Origin of the sequence: Chitinophaga vietnamensis (assembly GCF_902167635.1) — a bacterium.
In the GTDB taxonomy this organism is placed as follows: domain Bacteria; phylum Bacteroidota; class Bacteroidia; order Chitinophagales; family Chitinophagaceae; genus Chitinophaga; species Chitinophaga vietnamensis.
The window spans coordinates 640459-656522 of record NZ_CABHMS010000004.1; the positions used below are offsets into that span (position 1 = coordinate 640459).

Annotated in this window: 13 protein-coding genes; 9 read left to right on the forward strand and 4 right to left on the reverse strand. The window is 52.0% G+C overall.

All coding sequences use genetic code 11. The annotated features are described in order from the left end of the window. Window positions 1-6: 6 nt before the first annotated feature. Window positions 7-1734, reverse strand: coding sequence for a hybrid sensor histidine kinase/response regulator (locus FPG75_RS13895; protein WP_143307452.1), 1728 nt, complete (start codon window positions 1732-1734; stop codon window positions 7-9). Window positions 1735-2057: 323 nt separating this feature from the next. Here FPG75_RS13895 and FPG75_RS13900 point away from each other — a divergent pair, with 323 nt between their 5' ends. Further along, on the forward strand, window positions 2058-3131 hold the full coding sequence (locus FPG75_RS13900; protein WP_143307453.1) for a class I fructose-bisphosphate aldolase: 1074 nt from the start codon (window positions 2058-2060) through the stop codon (window positions 3129-3131). Between the two features lie 234 nt (window positions 3132-3365). Here FPG75_RS13900 and FPG75_RS13905 read toward each other — a convergent pair whose 3' ends face one another. Then, entirely contained in the window at window positions 3366-4616 is a 1251-nt protein-coding gene (locus FPG75_RS13905) for a glutamate-5-semialdehyde dehydrogenase (RefSeq protein WP_143307454.1), read from the reverse strand. Window positions 4617-4670: 54 nt separating this feature from the next. Then, window positions 4671-5705, reverse strand: a complete 1035-nt coding sequence (gene proB, locus FPG75_RS13910) for a glutamate 5-kinase (protein ID WP_143307455.1) — start codon at window positions 5703-5705, stop codon at window positions 4671-4673. 80 nt (window positions 5706-5785) lie between these two features. Between proB and FPG75_RS13915 the strand changes: the two genes are divergently transcribed. The 6 genes from FPG75_RS13915 (at window position 5786) to FPG75_RS13940 (ending at window position 14004) form a co-directional block, all read left to right on the forward strand. Then, on the forward strand, window positions 5786-6469 hold the full coding sequence (locus FPG75_RS13915) for a response regulator transcription factor (protein WP_143307456.1): 684 nt from the start codon (window positions 5786-5788) through the stop codon (window positions 6467-6469). 1 nt (window position 6470) lies between these two features. Then, entirely contained in the window at window positions 6471-7835 is a 1365-nt protein-coding gene (locus tag FPG75_RS13920; protein ID WP_143307457.1) for a HAMP domain-containing sensor histidine kinase, read from the forward strand. A 102-nt stretch (window positions 7836-7937) separates the two neighbouring features. Next, the gene (locus tag FPG75_RS13925) at window positions 7938-9044 is read left to right on the forward strand and encodes an efflux RND transporter periplasmic adaptor subunit (protein WP_161596803.1); all 1107 of its coding nucleotides are present in this window, start codon (window positions 7938-7940) and stop codon (window positions 9042-9044) included. 6 nt (window positions 9045-9050) lie between these two features. Next, on the forward strand, window positions 9051-12128 hold the full coding sequence (locus FPG75_RS13930; RefSeq protein ID WP_143307459.1) for an efflux RND transporter permease subunit: 3078 nt from the start codon (window positions 9051-9053) through the stop codon (window positions 12126-12128). After that, a complete protein-coding gene (locus FPG75_RS13935) occupies window positions 12118-13380 on the forward strand; it encodes a TolC family protein (RefSeq protein ID WP_161596804.1) in 1263 nt (420 codons plus the stop codon). The genes FPG75_RS13930 and FPG75_RS13935 overlap by 11 nt, the downstream gene beginning before the upstream one ends. A 3-nt stretch (window positions 13381-13383) precedes the next feature. Then, window positions 13384-14004: a porin family protein gene (locus tag FPG75_RS13940; protein WP_143307461.1), complete on the forward strand. Its 621-nt coding sequence runs from the start codon at window positions 13384-13386 to the stop codon at window positions 14002-14004. Window positions 14005-14172: 168 nt separating this feature from the next. On the opposite strand, the gene FPG75_RS13945 is transcribed toward FPG75_RS13940, so the two are convergent. After that, window positions 14173-14658, reverse strand: coding sequence for a hypothetical protein (locus FPG75_RS13945; protein ID WP_143307462.1), 486 nt, complete (start codon window positions 14656-14658; stop codon window positions 14173-14175). Between the two features lie 150 nt (window positions 14659-14808). Between FPG75_RS13945 and FPG75_RS13950 the strand changes: the two genes are divergently transcribed. Continuing rightward, a complete protein-coding gene (locus FPG75_RS13950) occupies window positions 14809-15078 on the forward strand; it encodes an ArsR/SmtB family transcription factor (protein ID WP_143307463.1) in 270 nt (89 codons plus the stop codon). Window positions 15079-15216: 138 nt separating this feature from the next. Continuing rightward, complete coding sequence (locus FPG75_RS13955; protein WP_143307464.1) at window positions 15217-15978, forward strand: glucose 1-dehydrogenase; 762 nt, start codon at window positions 15217-15219, stop codon at window positions 15976-15978. Window positions 15979-16064: the final 86 nt, after the last annotated feature.

The following is a 16064-nucleotide window of genomic DNA, read 5'->3' on the forward strand; positions in this document are numbered from 1 at the left end:
GTAGATCTATTCCTGTAATTCTCCGTCGGTGTGATGCAAATGTTTGTTGAGCAGGCCTTGTAATGCCTTGAAGTGAATGGGTTTTTGAATGATAGCATCGGCTCCTGCCGAGAGTAGCAATTGTTGGGATTCGCTGAATGCGTCGCCAGTAGCGACGATTACAGGAATATTTCTGTTGAGCGGGTGCTGTTTTAATACATTGAGTGTGCTGATGCCGTCCATCTCTTCCATGTGGTAGTCCATGATAATGATATCCGGTGTTTTTTTCCTGACCTCATCCAGCACTTCACGGCCATTAGAAGCCAGCGACACAGAACAACCGATGCGGTGGAGGAACATGGTGAGCAGATGTGCATTCTGCTCATCATCTTCTGCCACCACTACGTGTATGTCGCTGAGGTCGGGCAGTTGCTCGTCTGTTTCCACGGTTTGTACATCAGCCATGGTAGCAGTTTTCAATGGCATCACGATATGGAAGGTGGTTTGTCCTTCGGGGGTGCTGTCGGCAGTAATATTTCCCCCGAGAGATGCTACAATATTCTTTACGATATATAATCCGAGGCCGGTACCTTCTGTGTATTTAGTTTTATCAGTGACAAAAGGATCGAAAATGGTTTTCAGTTTACCGGGTGCAATGGGGGAGCCGTAATTGGAGAACAGCATTTCCCAGTTGTCGCCTTGTTTGCTTGCCGTTAAGGTAACGGTACTATCCTTGTGAGAATATTTAATCGCATTGGCGAGCAGGTTGGTAACGATCTGGTTCAATTTTAAGGAATCTGCAATGATCGCGTCCGGCATTTCATTAACCAGCAGTTTCAGTTTAATATTCCTGAAACGTGCGATCATCTTGTTCACTTCAATTATTTTGGAGAGAAAAGTTCTTATCTCAAATGTTTCTTCGGAAGTAACATTCATTTTGCCTGACTCGATCTGCGACATATCCAGTACATTATTGATGATGTTGCGGCTGTTGTTGGTGGCCATCATCAGCTGATCTACCAGATTCGACACACTTTTCAACTGTTCATTCAATTTTACTTCTCTCTTCAAGAGCTGTGCGGCTGCATAGATGGCATTCAGCGGTGTGCGCAGCTCATGGGTTACCTGGTATATGAACATCTTTTTGAAATGGTTGGCTTTGTGCATCGCATCATTGCTGCGAACATAAGGTCTGCCCACGATAATGATCAGGAGTAAAACACCCATCACTGAAAGGGCCTTGAAGATAACGGTATAATTACGGCTCAATGCTATCGATTCAACAAACTGGTAGTAATAGTTTGCTTCCAGTAGCACGAGTATCGCGAGCGCAGAGGCGATACAGATAAATCTTATTTTTTCATCTTTAAATATCAGGAATGTGATCAGGAAGAGAAAGATGATCATGGCTTGCAACTCGATCATGTTGCCGAGCAGTAAACCGAAATACACAGATGCTAAACATTGTGTGAAGTATGTTATCAGAGCGGCTGCATTGTATTTCCTGTTCCTGTTGAGAAAGATGGAAGAAGCGGCCATGCATGCTTCTATGGAGGCAGGTATCAGGATAGATAACTGTCTCGACAAAGAATAATAAATGGCGCCAACCACCGTGATCAGTATGGTTAATGTCATACTGAGGATGTTGACAAGCCTGATTCTTTTTACCAGTTCGTCATCTACCAGGCCTTCTGTACCGGAGGTGATAACATCGTTGAAAAAATTGCTGATCCTGTCTTTAATAGTCATAGTCATAGTAAGCAAAAAGGGTTTTTTGCGCAGTTGCGTTCAGGTGTGAGCAGTAGTGAACGTTTTCCTGAAGGGTCCCGCTGATTTTCCGGTCAAAATGGTTATATGGGTAAACTCTATTCTTCTTAATGGTCATTCAATACAGGTGCGTGAAATTCCATTGCGCTGTGTAACGTTGCTTGTCAAGCCCGGCCTCCGCCCGGGAGAACGGCCTTCTTTCAAAGTTATAGTTTTTCTCAGAAAAGAAAAATAATTCTGCCACCGTTCTCCGGAACGCTGTGTGCAGCAATAATTCCTTAAATTTAGTGGGACCAAAAAAAGATCAAGCTATGTTATCTACTGACAAGATCAGCGCTTTACTGGGGCAGGAGAGCGATAAACTACTGCAACATACCAGTACCACCATCTCTAAAGATATGCTGCATCTTCCCGGGCCCCATACGGTGAATGCCATCTATGGTAATTCCAGCCGTAATCCGCAAGTGCTGCGCAGCCTGGGTCAGCTCTTCGGCAGCGGGCGACTGGCACATACCGGTTACATGTCCATCCTGCCGGTAGACCAGGGCGTAGAACACAGTGCCGGCGCATCTTTCGCCAAGAACCCTGCTTATTTCGATCCGGAAAATATCGTGAAGCTCGCCATCGAAGGCGGTTGTAATGCGGTCGCTTCTACCTTCGGCGTGTTGGCGGCGGTATCACGGAAATATGCACACCGCATTCCTTTTATCGTCAAGATCAATCATAACGAATTACTTACCTATCCTAACAAAGCGGATCAGGTGATGTATGGCACCGTACAGGAAGCATGGAACCTCGGCGCCGCCGCCGTAGGCGCTACCATTTACTTCGGCTCCGAAAATGCCGACCGCCAGCTGGTAGAAGTATCTCAGGCCTTCGAGCTGGCACATGAGCTGGGGATGGCCACCGTCCTTTGGTGCTACCTCCGCAACGACGCCTTCAAAAAAGATGTGGACTACCACCTCTCCGCCGACCTCACCGGACAAGCCAACCACCTCGGCGTAACCATACAGGCCGATATCATCAAACAGAAACTGCCCGAAGTGAATGGCGGCTACAAAGCTCTCAACACCGGCAGCTCCTCTTATGGCAAGCTGGATGAACGCATCTACACACAACTCACTTCCGATAACCCCATCGACCTTTGCCGCTACCAGGTCGCCAACTGCTACATGGGACGCATGGGCCTTATCAACTCTGGTGGCGCCTCACAAGGCGATGCCGACCTCGCCGACGCGGTACGCTCCGCCGTCATCAACAAACGCGCTGGCGGCGCCGGCCTCATCTCCGGCCGCAAAGCCTTCCAGCGCCCCATGCCCGACGGCATAGCACTGCTGAACGCCATACAGGACGTGTATTTGAACGCAGAGGTAACCATCGCATAGGTTGTTTGGCTCAGGATTAAAGGATTGGAAGGATTACCAGGATTTTTTTTTCAGGATTAATAAAGATGAAAGAAGATTGGTGAGAAGATCAACGAGGTTCCAGCCCTTGAAGCGCTTTGAGCGCTTCAAGGGCTATCGTCGCGAAGATCTTCTCACCAATCTTCTTTCATCTTTATTAATCCTGAAAAAAAAATCCTGGTAATCCTTCCAATCCTTTAATCCTGAGCCAAACAATCACTCGCGGACCTGCCCTGCACCATACACGAACCACTTTTCAGTAACCAGCTTCTCAAGTGCGAAAGGCCCGCGGGCATGCAGCTTTTGCGTGGAGATGCCGATCTCGGCGCCGAGGCCGAAAACGCCGCCATCGGTGAAACGGGTGGAGGCATTGACGTATACGGCGGCGGCATCTACTTCATGGAGGAAGCGCTCACTCATGATCGGATCGCGGGAGATAATGGCCTCGGAATGTTTGGAGGAATGCTCGCGGATATGCTCCAGCGCTGCATCCAGACCGGGTACCACTTTGATGGAACATTGCAATGAAAGGAACTCACGCCCGAAATCTTCGGGTGCAGCGGCCTGCAGATGCGGATAGCCCGCTGATTGCAACAGGACATAGGCTAACGGGTCCGCATATACGCCAACATCATATTTTGACAGCGAAGACGCCAGCAAGGGCAGGAAATCCTTTGCCACGGCTTCATCTACCAGTACCGTATCCAACGCATTGCATACAGACGGACGCGATACTTTGGCATTGGTAACGATAGCAACGGCTTGTTCGAGGTTGGCAGTACGCTCTACATAGGTGTGGCAAACGCCGGCGCCGGTTTCGATCACCGGCACTTTGGAATGAGCCCGCACAAAATCAATCAGCTGCTGCGAGCCGCGCGGGATGATGATATCGATATATTTTACGGCTGTGAGCAGCTCGCTAACGAAGGCACGGTCGGTGGGTAAAAGCTGCACTACATCCGGGTTGACGGAGAAACGCCGTAACTCCTCACGGATGATGTTAGTGAGTATAGTATTGGTATGAAAGGCATCGCTGCCGCCGCGCAACACACATACATTGCCAGAACGGATGCAGAGCGCCGCTACATCTACTGTCACATTGGGCCTCGATTCATATATCACGCCAACAACGCCAAGTGGCACCGTTTTTTTCTGTACCAGCAGGCCATTATCAAGGTGGCGCTCTGATACCAGCTGATTGGCCGGATCAGGAAGACGGGCAATATCCTGCAAACTGGCGGCCAGACCGCGTATCCGCGCGCTATTCAATAATAGCCGGTCCTTCTTGGGATCATCATCAGGCATCTTGTCCAGGTCCAATTGATTGGCGGCCATGATGGCGGGTGCGGCATCCTGCAGGTGCTGTGCCAGTGCGCGCAGCAGCTCCTGCCGTTGCGCATCAGGTAGTTGCCGCAAGGATACAGATGAGCGCTGTGCCGCTTCCAGTAAGGGTTGTATAGTTTCCATTTAAACAGAATTTATTGTTGCTGTTGTTGCGGTAGCAATAACAGCAACAGATCATCACAGTAGCACGATGTCATCAGCATGCGCTACTTCCGTATTTTTCTCTTTGCGTTGCTTTTCCAGCGTTTCGGAGGAGAGCTTGGCGCGGCCTACGGCCACTACGATGTTATCTTCGTTTACAATTTCTATCACTTCACCGCATTCAAATTTCCCGATGATATTTTTTACACCAACGGCAAGCAGGCTATGGCGGCTTTCCAGCGCTTGCTGTGCGCCGGCGTCGATCATGATGCGGCCCGTTACCAGGCTGCCGCTGGCGAGCCACTTCCTGCGGGCGGGCATGCTGCAGGGTTGTGGCAAACACAGGGTGCCGGTTTTGCCGGCGATAGCGTTAAGAAGGCCGTCGGTAGTGCGGATACCAAATATCACCACCCGGATACCCATGCGGGTGGCCAGTCGCGCGAAGGTGAGCTTGGATACCATACCGCCCAGGCCGAGCGCTGATTTTTCTTTGTCGGCCAACGCAAGGGCATGCTGATCGATCACATCGATCTGTGGTACCACTTCACCGTTTTTGTCCAGCACGCCGGCCACGGAGGTGCTGAACAGCAGCAGCGATGCGCCGAATCCTACAGCGATCAGCGTGGCCAGTTCGTCGTTGTCGGAGAACTTCAGCTCCAGGCTGCTCACCACATCATTTTCGTTAGCGATGGGGATGATGTTGCTGGCCCACAGTTCTTCGTAGGTGCGTTTCAGTTGGAGGAACTGGTCGCGGTTAGAGAAGTGCTGGCGCTCGCAAAGGCTCTGTGCTACGGCAATGCCATAGGGTGCAAAGTAGCGGCTGTATTTGTTGAGCAGCAGGGGATTGCCGATGGCGGCTGCCGCCTTGCGCTCGCTGATGCTGCCATTGTATTCCTTCAGGAATTGCTTGCCCGCCGCCACCGCGCCGGAAGATACCAGCACAATATGATACGTGGCATGTAAGTCCGCCACCTGCCTGGCAATGCCGGCGATTACTGTTTCGTCGAGATCGCCATTGCCCCGCGTGATGGAGGCCGTGCCAAATTTTATAACTAATATCGGTTTGGTCAATTTTGGTAAATTTTTGGACAAAATATGAAATAAGGAGAACTTTCTCTGCATATTCAGGAGAATATCAGACCTTTGAGACCATGGCAAGGATATTAGTTATTGAAGATGAAGAGAGAGTAGGAGCGCTGATCAGGCGAGGACTGGAAGAACAGGGTTACGAGGTAACGCTCGCGTGGGACGGAGAAGCCGGCCTGAAGCTGGCGCTGGGCACCGATTTCGATCTCGTGATCACCGATATTGTATTACCCCGTGTGAATGGCCTCGAGTTGAGCCGCGCGATACGCGAGGCACGCCCGCTACTCCCCATACTCATGCTCACCGCACTCGGCACCACCGACGATAAAGTGGAAGGCTTCGACGCCGGCGCCGACGACTACCTCGTGAAACCTTTCGACCTGCGCGAGCTGATGGTGCGTATCCGCGCCCTCCTCAAACGCAATCCCGTAGCGCCGCAACCCGCCACCAGGGTGCTCCGCTATGCCGACCTGGAAATGAACCTGCAAACCAAGATCGTTACCCGCGATGGCAAAGAGATCAACCTCACCCCCAAAGAATTCCGCCTGCTGGAATATATGATGCAGCACCATGAAAGGGTACTGTCGCGCACCGAGATCGCCGAAAAGGTGTGGGATACCCACTTCGATACCGGTACCAATTTCATCGATGTATATATCAACTATCTCCGGAAAAAGGTCGATAAAGATTTCTCTGTAAAGCTGATCCACACCAAACCCGGCATGGGCTTCATTTTTAAAGCAGGATAATATGAAAATCCGGACCCGGCTTACCCTACTGTTTTCTGGCATCATCGCAGCATTGCTGCTGGTGTTTGCACTGGTGATCTATATTTCGTATGCCCGTGACCGTGAGGAACAATATTATCAGACCCTGCGCGCGCAAGCCACCACCAAAGCCAATCTGCTGCTGGATGCCAAGGTAAGCCCCTCGGTATTGCAGCTCATCTATAAAAACACCGCCTCCTCCGCTGAAGAGGAAGTAGCCATCTATGATCCCGGTTTCCACCTGCTCTACCACGATGCCGTGGATATCGATAAAGTGAAGGAGACCCGGGAGATGATCAACGACATCGCGGCGAAAGGAGAGATCAGGTTCAGCCAGAGAGGTTTGCAGGTGGTTGGGTTCAGATATGAACACCGCAACGGCATTTATATCATTACCGCCGCCGCGGCCGATGAGGCCGGACTGGCGCGCCTCCGCAACCTCGCCTATACGCTGGTACTTGCCTTCGGCGGCAGCGTAGTGCTGGTATTCCTCGCCGGGCAGTTCTTTGCCCGCCAGGCCCTGAAACCGGTGTCTGATATGGTAGACCAGATGCAGGAGATCACCGCCACCAACCTCGACCTGCGCCTCAACGAAGGCAATGGTAAAGACGAGATCGCCGAACTGGCCATCACTTTCAACCGCATGCTCGATAGTCTTGAGCAATCCTTCGATGCGCAGAAACAGTTTGTATCAAATATCTCGCATGAGCTGCGAACCCCGCTCACAGCCATGATGGCTGAACTGGAGATCACGGCCTCCCGCGAGCGGCCGGCATCGGAATACCGAGAGTCCATGCATCACGCCATTGAAGATGCACAGCGCCTCGTGAAGCTCTCCAACAGCCTGCTCGATCTGGCCAAAGCCAGCTATGATCCCGCAGAGATCAACTTCCGCGAAATACGCCTCGATGAGGTGCTGATGGAAGCCCGCAGCAGCATATTGCAGGCACACCCCTCGTACAAGATCAGTGTGGTATTTGAAGAAGATATGGAAGACGACGACTTCATCTCCGTAAACGGCAATGAATACCTGCTCAAAGTGGCTTTTATCAACTTAATGGAAAATGGCTGCAAGTTCTCCGCGCCGCCGGAGGTGACGGTGGCGGTCACCTGGTTCAAAGGCTATACTGTATTGCGTTTTACAGACCATGGCGTGGGCATCTCCAAAGAAGACCTCCCCAATATCTTTACCCCCTTCTATCGTGGCGCCAACAAACCGGTGGCCTCGGGGAATGGTATTGGGCTATCGCTCGTACAGAAGATCATACGGCTGCATAAAGGCGATATTACGGTACAATCCAGGCCAGGCATGGGTGCCGTATTCACGGTGGAGCTGCCGCATATCTGATTTTAATTTTTTTTTAATGGTTTTTTAAACGTTCTCTAACTGATGTTGCGCAGTCGCTATTATACCTTTGCGCCATCAATGCATACACGTAATTTTTCCTTTATGAAGATGATGACCATTGGATGCTGTGCAGTATTGCTGGCCGCCTCCTGCAACCAAAAGCCCGCGCCCGCCGGAAGCGCCGATTACGAGCTCCATGGCGATACCATCCGTCTCAAACACGGATCACCGCTGGAAGCCAGGCTGCGTACTGCTACTGTAGAAGCGTCTCCCTACCGCCTGCAACTGCTGACCGCCGGGATCGTAAAAGCGATCCCCAACAATTATGCGGAGATCGCGCCACCGTTCTCCGGCCGTGTGTTAAAATCGTTTATGCGTTTAGGTGAGCAGGTGAACGAGGGCGCTCCCTTGTTCGAAATCTCCTCACCGGATTTTATCGCAGCGCAAAAAGCCTGGTTCCAGGCCAAACAGCTGTTCGACCTCGCCACCACCGCCAGACGCCGCCAGCAAGACCTGTTGCAGCACGGCGTAGGCGCGCAGAAAGACTTTGACGAGGCCACCGCCAATGCCGCCGTTCAACAGAAAGAATTTGAAAATGCACAAGCCGCATTACAGATCTATAAAGTCGATCCCAAACAAATGGTGCTGGGCCAGCCCCTCACCGTACGCGCACCCATACACGGAGAAGTGATCGACAACCGCCTCGTTACCGGTCAGTTCATCAAGAGCGATGGCGGCCCCGTAGCTATCGTGGCGGAACTTTCCAAAGTATGGATCGCCGGCCAGGTGCGTGAAAAAGATATTCGCTTCATCCGCGAAAATGATGACGTAACCGTAGATCTCGCGGCACTGCCCGATCTCCGCATCAAAGGAAAGATATTCCATATAGGCAGGATCGTGGATGAAACCACCCGCGCCATCGAAGTACTGATGGTTTGCGATAACCCCGGCCACCAGCTGAAACCCGGCATGTACGCCAATGTACACTTCATCGATCCGCCACAAACGCAGATACGCGTACCGGCTACCGCCATCATGCAACAGGAGAATTCCGGCTACGTATTCGTGGAAGCCGCTCCCGGCGCCTGGTGCAGGCGGAAAGTAACTACCGGCGAAACAGACAGCACACAGGTGATCATCACCGGCGGTCTGCAACCCGGCGAAAAAATTATCACACAAGGCGGGTTCTATCTGTCTGAAATAAAATAACAGCCTATGAAACGACTGATCAGAACCGCACTGGAAAAACGCTGGCTGTTTGTAGCATTGTTCCTCCTGCTGGCCTTTTTTGGCTACTACTCCTGGACGCAATTGTCTGTAGAAGCCTACCCGGATATCGCCGACGTAACCTCGCAGGTAGTAACACAGGTGCCCGGCCTCGCCGCAGAAGAGGTGGAGCAACAGATCACCGTGCCGCTGGAACGCGCGCTCAACGGCATGCCCGGCATGCACGTAATGCGCTCCCGCTCTACCTTCGGCCTCTCCATGATCACCATGGTATTTGATGACGGAATAGATGATTACTGGGCACGCCAGCGCATCACCGAAAGGATCCGTGAAGTAGACCTGCCCTACGGCGCAAAGCCAGGACTGGACCCGCTTACATCGCCCATCGGGGAAATTTACCGCTATATCATCGAAAGTAAATCCGCCGACCTCCGCGCACTCACCGACCTGCAAAACTGGGTGATCATCCCCAGGATACGGCAGGTGCCCGGCGTAGCGGACGTAACGAATTTCGGCGGCCTCACCACACAATACCAGGTGGAACTGGACCCGCATAAACTAGAGCAGTACAACCTGCCATTGGGATCTGTGGTGAGCACCATCTCCAGCAATAACAATAACAGCGGCGGCAGCGTGTTGCAACGCGGCGACCTTGGCTACGTTGTACGTGGCATAGGCCTGATGCGCTCTCTCAATGATATCGGCGCTACCGTGGTGAGAACAGATAAAGGCGTGCCGCTCTTCCTCCGCGATCTCGGCACCTTGAAATACGGCAACCTCGAAAGAAAAGGCGTGCTGGGCTTCACCGATCATGAACGCCATTACAGCGAAGGCATTGAAGGTATCGTGCTGCTGCTGAAAGGACAGAACCCTTCCAAAGTGCTGGAAGGCGTGCATGCCGCTGTAGAAGAGCTGAACAACGGCGTACTGCCTGCCGGCGTAAAAATACATCCTTACCTCGACCGTACCGCACTGGTGGATACCACGCTGCATACGGTATCGCATACACTCCTGGAAGGGATGACATTGGTGGTGATCGTACTGATCGTTTTCCTGGGCAGCTGGCGCGCCGCCGTGCTGGTGGCCATCACCATTCCTTTCAGCCTCTTGTTTGCTTTCATCTGCATGCATTTTACGCACATCCCCGCTAACCTCTTGTCATTGGGCGCGGTGGATTTTGGCATCATCGTAGATGGTGCGATCGTGATGATGGAGATGATATTGAAACAGCGCGAAGATCATCCGGAGATGATATTTGAAGAGAAGACGATCGCGCAGCAGGTAGTATCGGTGGGCAAGCCGATATTTTTTGCCACCATCATTATCATCACGGCTTATCTGCCATTATTTGCTTTTGAAAGGGTAGAGAAGAAGCTGTTCACGCCCATGGCCTTCACCGTAGGCTATGCGCTGTTTGGCGCGCTGGCAGTGGCTTTGCTGCTAATACCCGGATTAGCGTATATGCTTTACCGTAAGCCGCGCAAGTTGCATCATAACCGCTGGCTGCAAAAGCTGACGGTGATGTATCATCGCCGCATCAGCAAGATCGTAGAGAAGCCGCGCCAGGTATTCCTGCCGCTGGGCATCGTGCTGGCCGCTGCCGCAGTGCTGACGGTGATGGTAGGTAAAGACTTCCTCCCGCCGCTGGATGAAGGCTCCATCTGGCTGCAGGTGCAGTTGCCTCCCGGCCTGGCATTGCCCAAGGCCCGCGAAATGGCCGACTCCCTGCGGGAGCGCACCCTGCGCCATCCGGAAGTGACCTATATGATGACGCAAGCGGGCCGCAATGATGATGGTACCGATCCCTTCACCCCATCTCACTTTGAATGTTCTATCGGTATCAAACCATATAGCGAATGGCCTTCCGGCAAAAGAAAGAGCGACCTTATCCAGGAACTCGCGGCGGATTACGCCACCATGCCGGGGTATACGGTAGGTTTCAGTCAGCCGATGATCGACGGCGTAATGGACAAGATCTCCGGCGCGCACAGTGAGCTGGTGGTGAAAGTTTATGGAGAAGATTTTCGCGAAACCAGGCGCATCGCAGAAGAAGTGTTGTCGACCTTGAAAACGATACATGGCGCCGCCGACCTGGCCATCGACCAGGAGCCGCCATTGCCGCAATTACAGATACGCGCCAACAGAGACGAGATCGCGCGTTACGGCCTCAATATCTCCGACGTGACGGAACTGATCGAAGTAGCGGTGGGCGGAAAGGCCGTATCACAGGTATTTGCAGGTAACCGCGTGTATGATATCACCTGCCGTTATGCAGAAGACAGCCGCAATACACCGGAGAAGATCGGTAACCTGATGCTGACCAGCGCTACCGGCGCCAGGATACCATTATCGCAGGTAGCTACCGTGTCGCTGGCTACGGGCGAGAGCACGATCACGCGCGAGATGAACAAGCGCCATCTCACCGTACGCCTCAACCTGCGCGGTATCGATCTGACTTCTTTCCTCAAGATTGCGCAGGCGAAAATAGCGTCGCAGGTGAAATATGATCATACTAAATACCGCGTGCAATGGGGTGGTCAGTTCGAGAACCAGAACCGCGCCTATGGCCGTTTGGCGGTGATCGTTCCGCTGGCGCTGGCGATTATGTTCATCCTCTTGTATGGCGCCTTCGGCAAATTCAGGCAGGCAGGTTTGATCCTTTCCATTGTGCCGCTGGCATTGTTTGGCGGTATGCTGGCGCTCAATGTGCGCGGCATGACGCTGAACGTATCTTCTGCCGTAGGCTTCATCGCCTTGTTTGGCGTGGCGATACAGAACGGGGTGATCATGGTGTCGCATATCAACCAGTTGCGGCGTCAGGGATTGCCTTTGCAGGCAGCTGTGATACATGGTGCGCAGGATCGTTTCCGACCCGTGCTGATGACCGCTACCGTAGCGGTGTTGGGCCTGCTGCCGGCATCGCTGGCTACAGGCATCGGCTCCGACGTACAAAGGCCATTGGCTACGGTGATCGTATACGGTCTGCTCTTCTCTACCTTGCTCACCCTGTATGCATTACCGGCAATATATTATCTCACAGAAAGAAAATATAACAATGAGAATTAAATACCTGCTGCCGGCGCTGTTGCTTTGCAGCAGTGGTTTACAGGCACAAGATACTACCCGGCTGCAATACCCGCAGTTCCTCGCGCAGGTGGGGCAGCACAACCTCGGCTATGCCGCAGAGAAATTCAATGTAGATGTAGCTTCGGCCAATATCGAAATCGCCAAGGTGTTCCCCGATCCGCAATGGACGGCCGGTTTCGCCGACAATGGCCAGCGCCGGATGGAGACAGGCTACGCTTTCAACAGCGGCCTCTCCTGGACCCTGGAGCTGGGCGGCAAGCGCCGCGCGCGCATCGGTCTCGCCAAAGAAGAGCATTCCCTGGCCAAACTGCAACTGGCCGATTATTTCCGTAATCTCCGCGCCGATGCTACCCTGGCCTATTTGCAGGCCATGCAACAGCAACGGCTATACGAAATAAAAAAGCAGGCCTGGCAATTTATGGACCAGCTGGCCATCGCAGATTCTATCCGCTTTAAAGCGGGCGCTATAACGGAAACGGATGCACGACAATCGCGCGTGGAAGCAGGTACGCTGCTCACGGAAACCTACCAGGCGGCGGCCGACTGGAAAACCGCCATGCTGCAGCTCAACCAGCTCAGCGGCGTACAGTCCGCAGATACGCTGCCATTGGCTACCGGCGACCTTGGCCGTTTCGTGCGCCACTTCCCCTTGCAGGACCTGCTGATGCAGGCCACGCAGCAACGTGCCGACCTGCTCGCCGCTTTGCAGCAGCAACAGGTGGCGCAGCAGGCTTTGCGTGTGGCGCGCAGCTCCCGCGTGATAGACCTGGGGCTGAATGCAGGTCTTAACGCCACTTCTGTCGTTACTAACGTGGTCGCACCTACGCCGTCGATGAATACTTTATCGGCCGGTGTTTCCGTGCCGCTCAAGTTCTCAAATAAATACAAAGGAGAGCTGCTGGCGGCCAATGCAGGCATAAAGCAATCGGCGGTGCAAACGAAACAGGCATCCGTGCAGGTGCAAACAGAGGTGATACAGGCCTACACCAATTACGAGGCCGCCACGCGGCAGCTGCAACTCTTCGATGCAGGCCTGCTGGATGACGCCCGCAAGGTGCTGGCAGGAAAAACATATGCCTACAGGCGTGGTGAAACCACCTTGCTGGAGGTGCTGAATGCACAACGTACGTATAATGATGTGCAGCAACAATATTATCAAACTGTTTACCAGCATGCGGCCGCCCTGGTGGAGCTGGAGCGCGCCGCCGGCATCTGGGACATTGAATTTTAACGCATGAAACAACTATTCATATTGCTGGCGGCCTTGCTGATAGCGGCCGGCGTACAGGCACAGGAGCAGGAACAGCATTTCCGTTTCGGTATCAAAGCCGGCGCACAGGTGGCGCAGCTGCGCGGCCAGAACCTCGACAGTATCTCTGCCAATGGCGAAAGCAAAGGACAGCCCGGCCTCTTGCTGGGCCTCTCTGCGGAATCGCCTGTGAGCCGCTACTTCCTGTTGAAACATGATATCTTTTTCAGCAGCCGCCGCATCACATTGAAGAATGCCGATGGATCGGATGCGCCGCTGCGTCGCAGCAACATCGATATCTTCCCGATATCTCCCACCTTGCATTATAAAGGACTGGAAATATTTGCAGGCCCTTATGCAAGCATACTGGTATCCACCAAACTCAATGGCAACGACTATTTCGGTAATGGCACCACTGACCGTGGCTATTCCCAGAAAACAGATTTCGGCTTCACTACCGGCGCCGGCTATACGTTAAAAGAACATTGGCATATCGAATTCCGCTATGTACACGGCTTACAGTCGATGGTGGAGAACCCGGCTGTACATCAGCAATTGAAAATATATAACCGCTATATGGGATTGACGTTGGGCTATTGGTTTTAAGCGGAAGTTGTCTGGCTCAGATTATACTGATTGAAAGGATTAGGATTTTTTATCAGGATTAATAAAGATTAAAGGATTCGCGAAGATCATCTCGATTTGATCTTCGAATCCTTTATCTTATTAATCCTGATAAAAAATCCTGGTAATCCTTCTCAATCAGTATATCTCCTAGACAACCTCCGCACTACTCAAATACTTTTCATATTCCCCCTCTATGTTGGTGATATCCGCTTTGTGTACGGATTTGCCATCGAATATCAGTACGCCCCAGTTGTATTGTTCTTCATCGAGGTTGAGCTGTTGCGGTTTGCCGCCGGTGGGGCGGAAGCTCAGGGCGCCGTTGGTGGCGTCTACGATTTCGATGCCTTTATCGGCCAGGAATTGGCGTGAATCGGAGAGGTAGTGCTGGTTGTCGTCCGCGATGGTGTAGAAGGCTTCTTCGCCGTTCTCTTTTTTCAGCTTCGCCAGTTTATGTTCATCGGGTGCGTAGAATACGGCACAGCGGCGGGTGATCTTGAGTGCTTTCGGATCTTCCGCTACGGTTTTTACGCTGGCCGCCGGTGCGGCGTTGGCGGTGGGCAGTTCCGGTGCATGCGGGTGTTGACAGGCTCCCAGCAGGAGTATGCCTGCCGCTAAAAGATGTGGTGTCTTCATGGATAGTTGAATTAGCATATATTGATCTGTATGGTGTATCGGCTGCCGCAGCCGGTAAATATAGTATACTTTTTTTATATACGATAGTTTTCCGGAGAAAAAAAACATTGAAATATTTCAATGTTTCAAAAAATGGTCTATATTTGCGTCATGGATTTGGGTATAATAGAAAAAGCAGCCAATGCAGTAGCCGATAAACATCGATTGGCTATTGTGATGGAGGTGGCGAAAAAGGGCCATATGCTATGTGGGGATGTTTGTGGTCTATGTTGTTTATCGCAGCCTACGGTATCGCATCACGTGAAGATATTGGTAGACAGCGGTGTACTGAACTCTACAAAGAACGGGCGCATTGTAGAGCTGACCATTAACCGGGAGATGATGAAGCAGTTATCCATGTTCTTCCTTAAACTGAGCTGATGAGCTGTGACCGGTGCAGCATCCAGCTTTTTTTATGATCTGATACATTTATGTTTTTAAATATATAGATATGAGAGATGATAACATCTCTTTTTTAAAACTTTAATATATCGATACTTTTAAATAAATCAAATAAAGATGAAACAGTTAGCAAATAAAGTAGCCGTTATCACGGGCGGCAACAGCGGTATAGGATATGCAACAGCAGAAGAATTTTTGAAACAGGGCGCGAAAGTATTGATCACCGGCCGTAATCCGGGCGCTGTGCAACGGGCTGCACTGGCGCTCGGAGAGCAGGCAGAGGGCATCACTGCTGATCAGGCGAGCCTGGCAGATGCAGAACAGCTGGCGGCACATGTAGAAAAGACATATGGCAAGATTGATATTCTCTTCGTCAACGCGGGCGTTGGTAAGTTCTTCAATTTTGCAGATACCCATGAAGACGATTTCGACAGCATCATGAACATCAATTTCAAGGGCGCCTATTTCACGGTAAAACAGTTACTGCCTTTGATCAATGAAGGCGGCACCATTATCTTCCTTTCTTCTATCAATGCATACTTTGGTATGCCTGGCGCTGCGGTGTATTCGGCCAGCAAGGCGGCATTGAACTCATTGTCGCGCACCCTTTCGCGGGAACTGGTGGATCGCAAGATCCGTGTGAACACCGTGAATCCTGGTCCTGTCGCTACGCCGATATTAGAAAAAGCCGGATTCAATGCTGAAGAAGCAGTGGCCTTCCAACAGAAACTGGCCACCAACGTGCCGATAGGCCGCATCGGTCAATCGCCCGAAGTAGCCAAACTGGTAAGTTTCCTCGCCTCTGATGATGCCGCATTCATCAATGGCGTTGAATATAATGTAGATGGCGGTCTCATGGTACCAACAGTAGCCATATAAAAACAAACCCATAGTGTAAGTTGCCTGAACCAGGATTTACCTGATACAGCGCGATTCACCTGATCTGCGAAGCGTAGCCGGAGGTT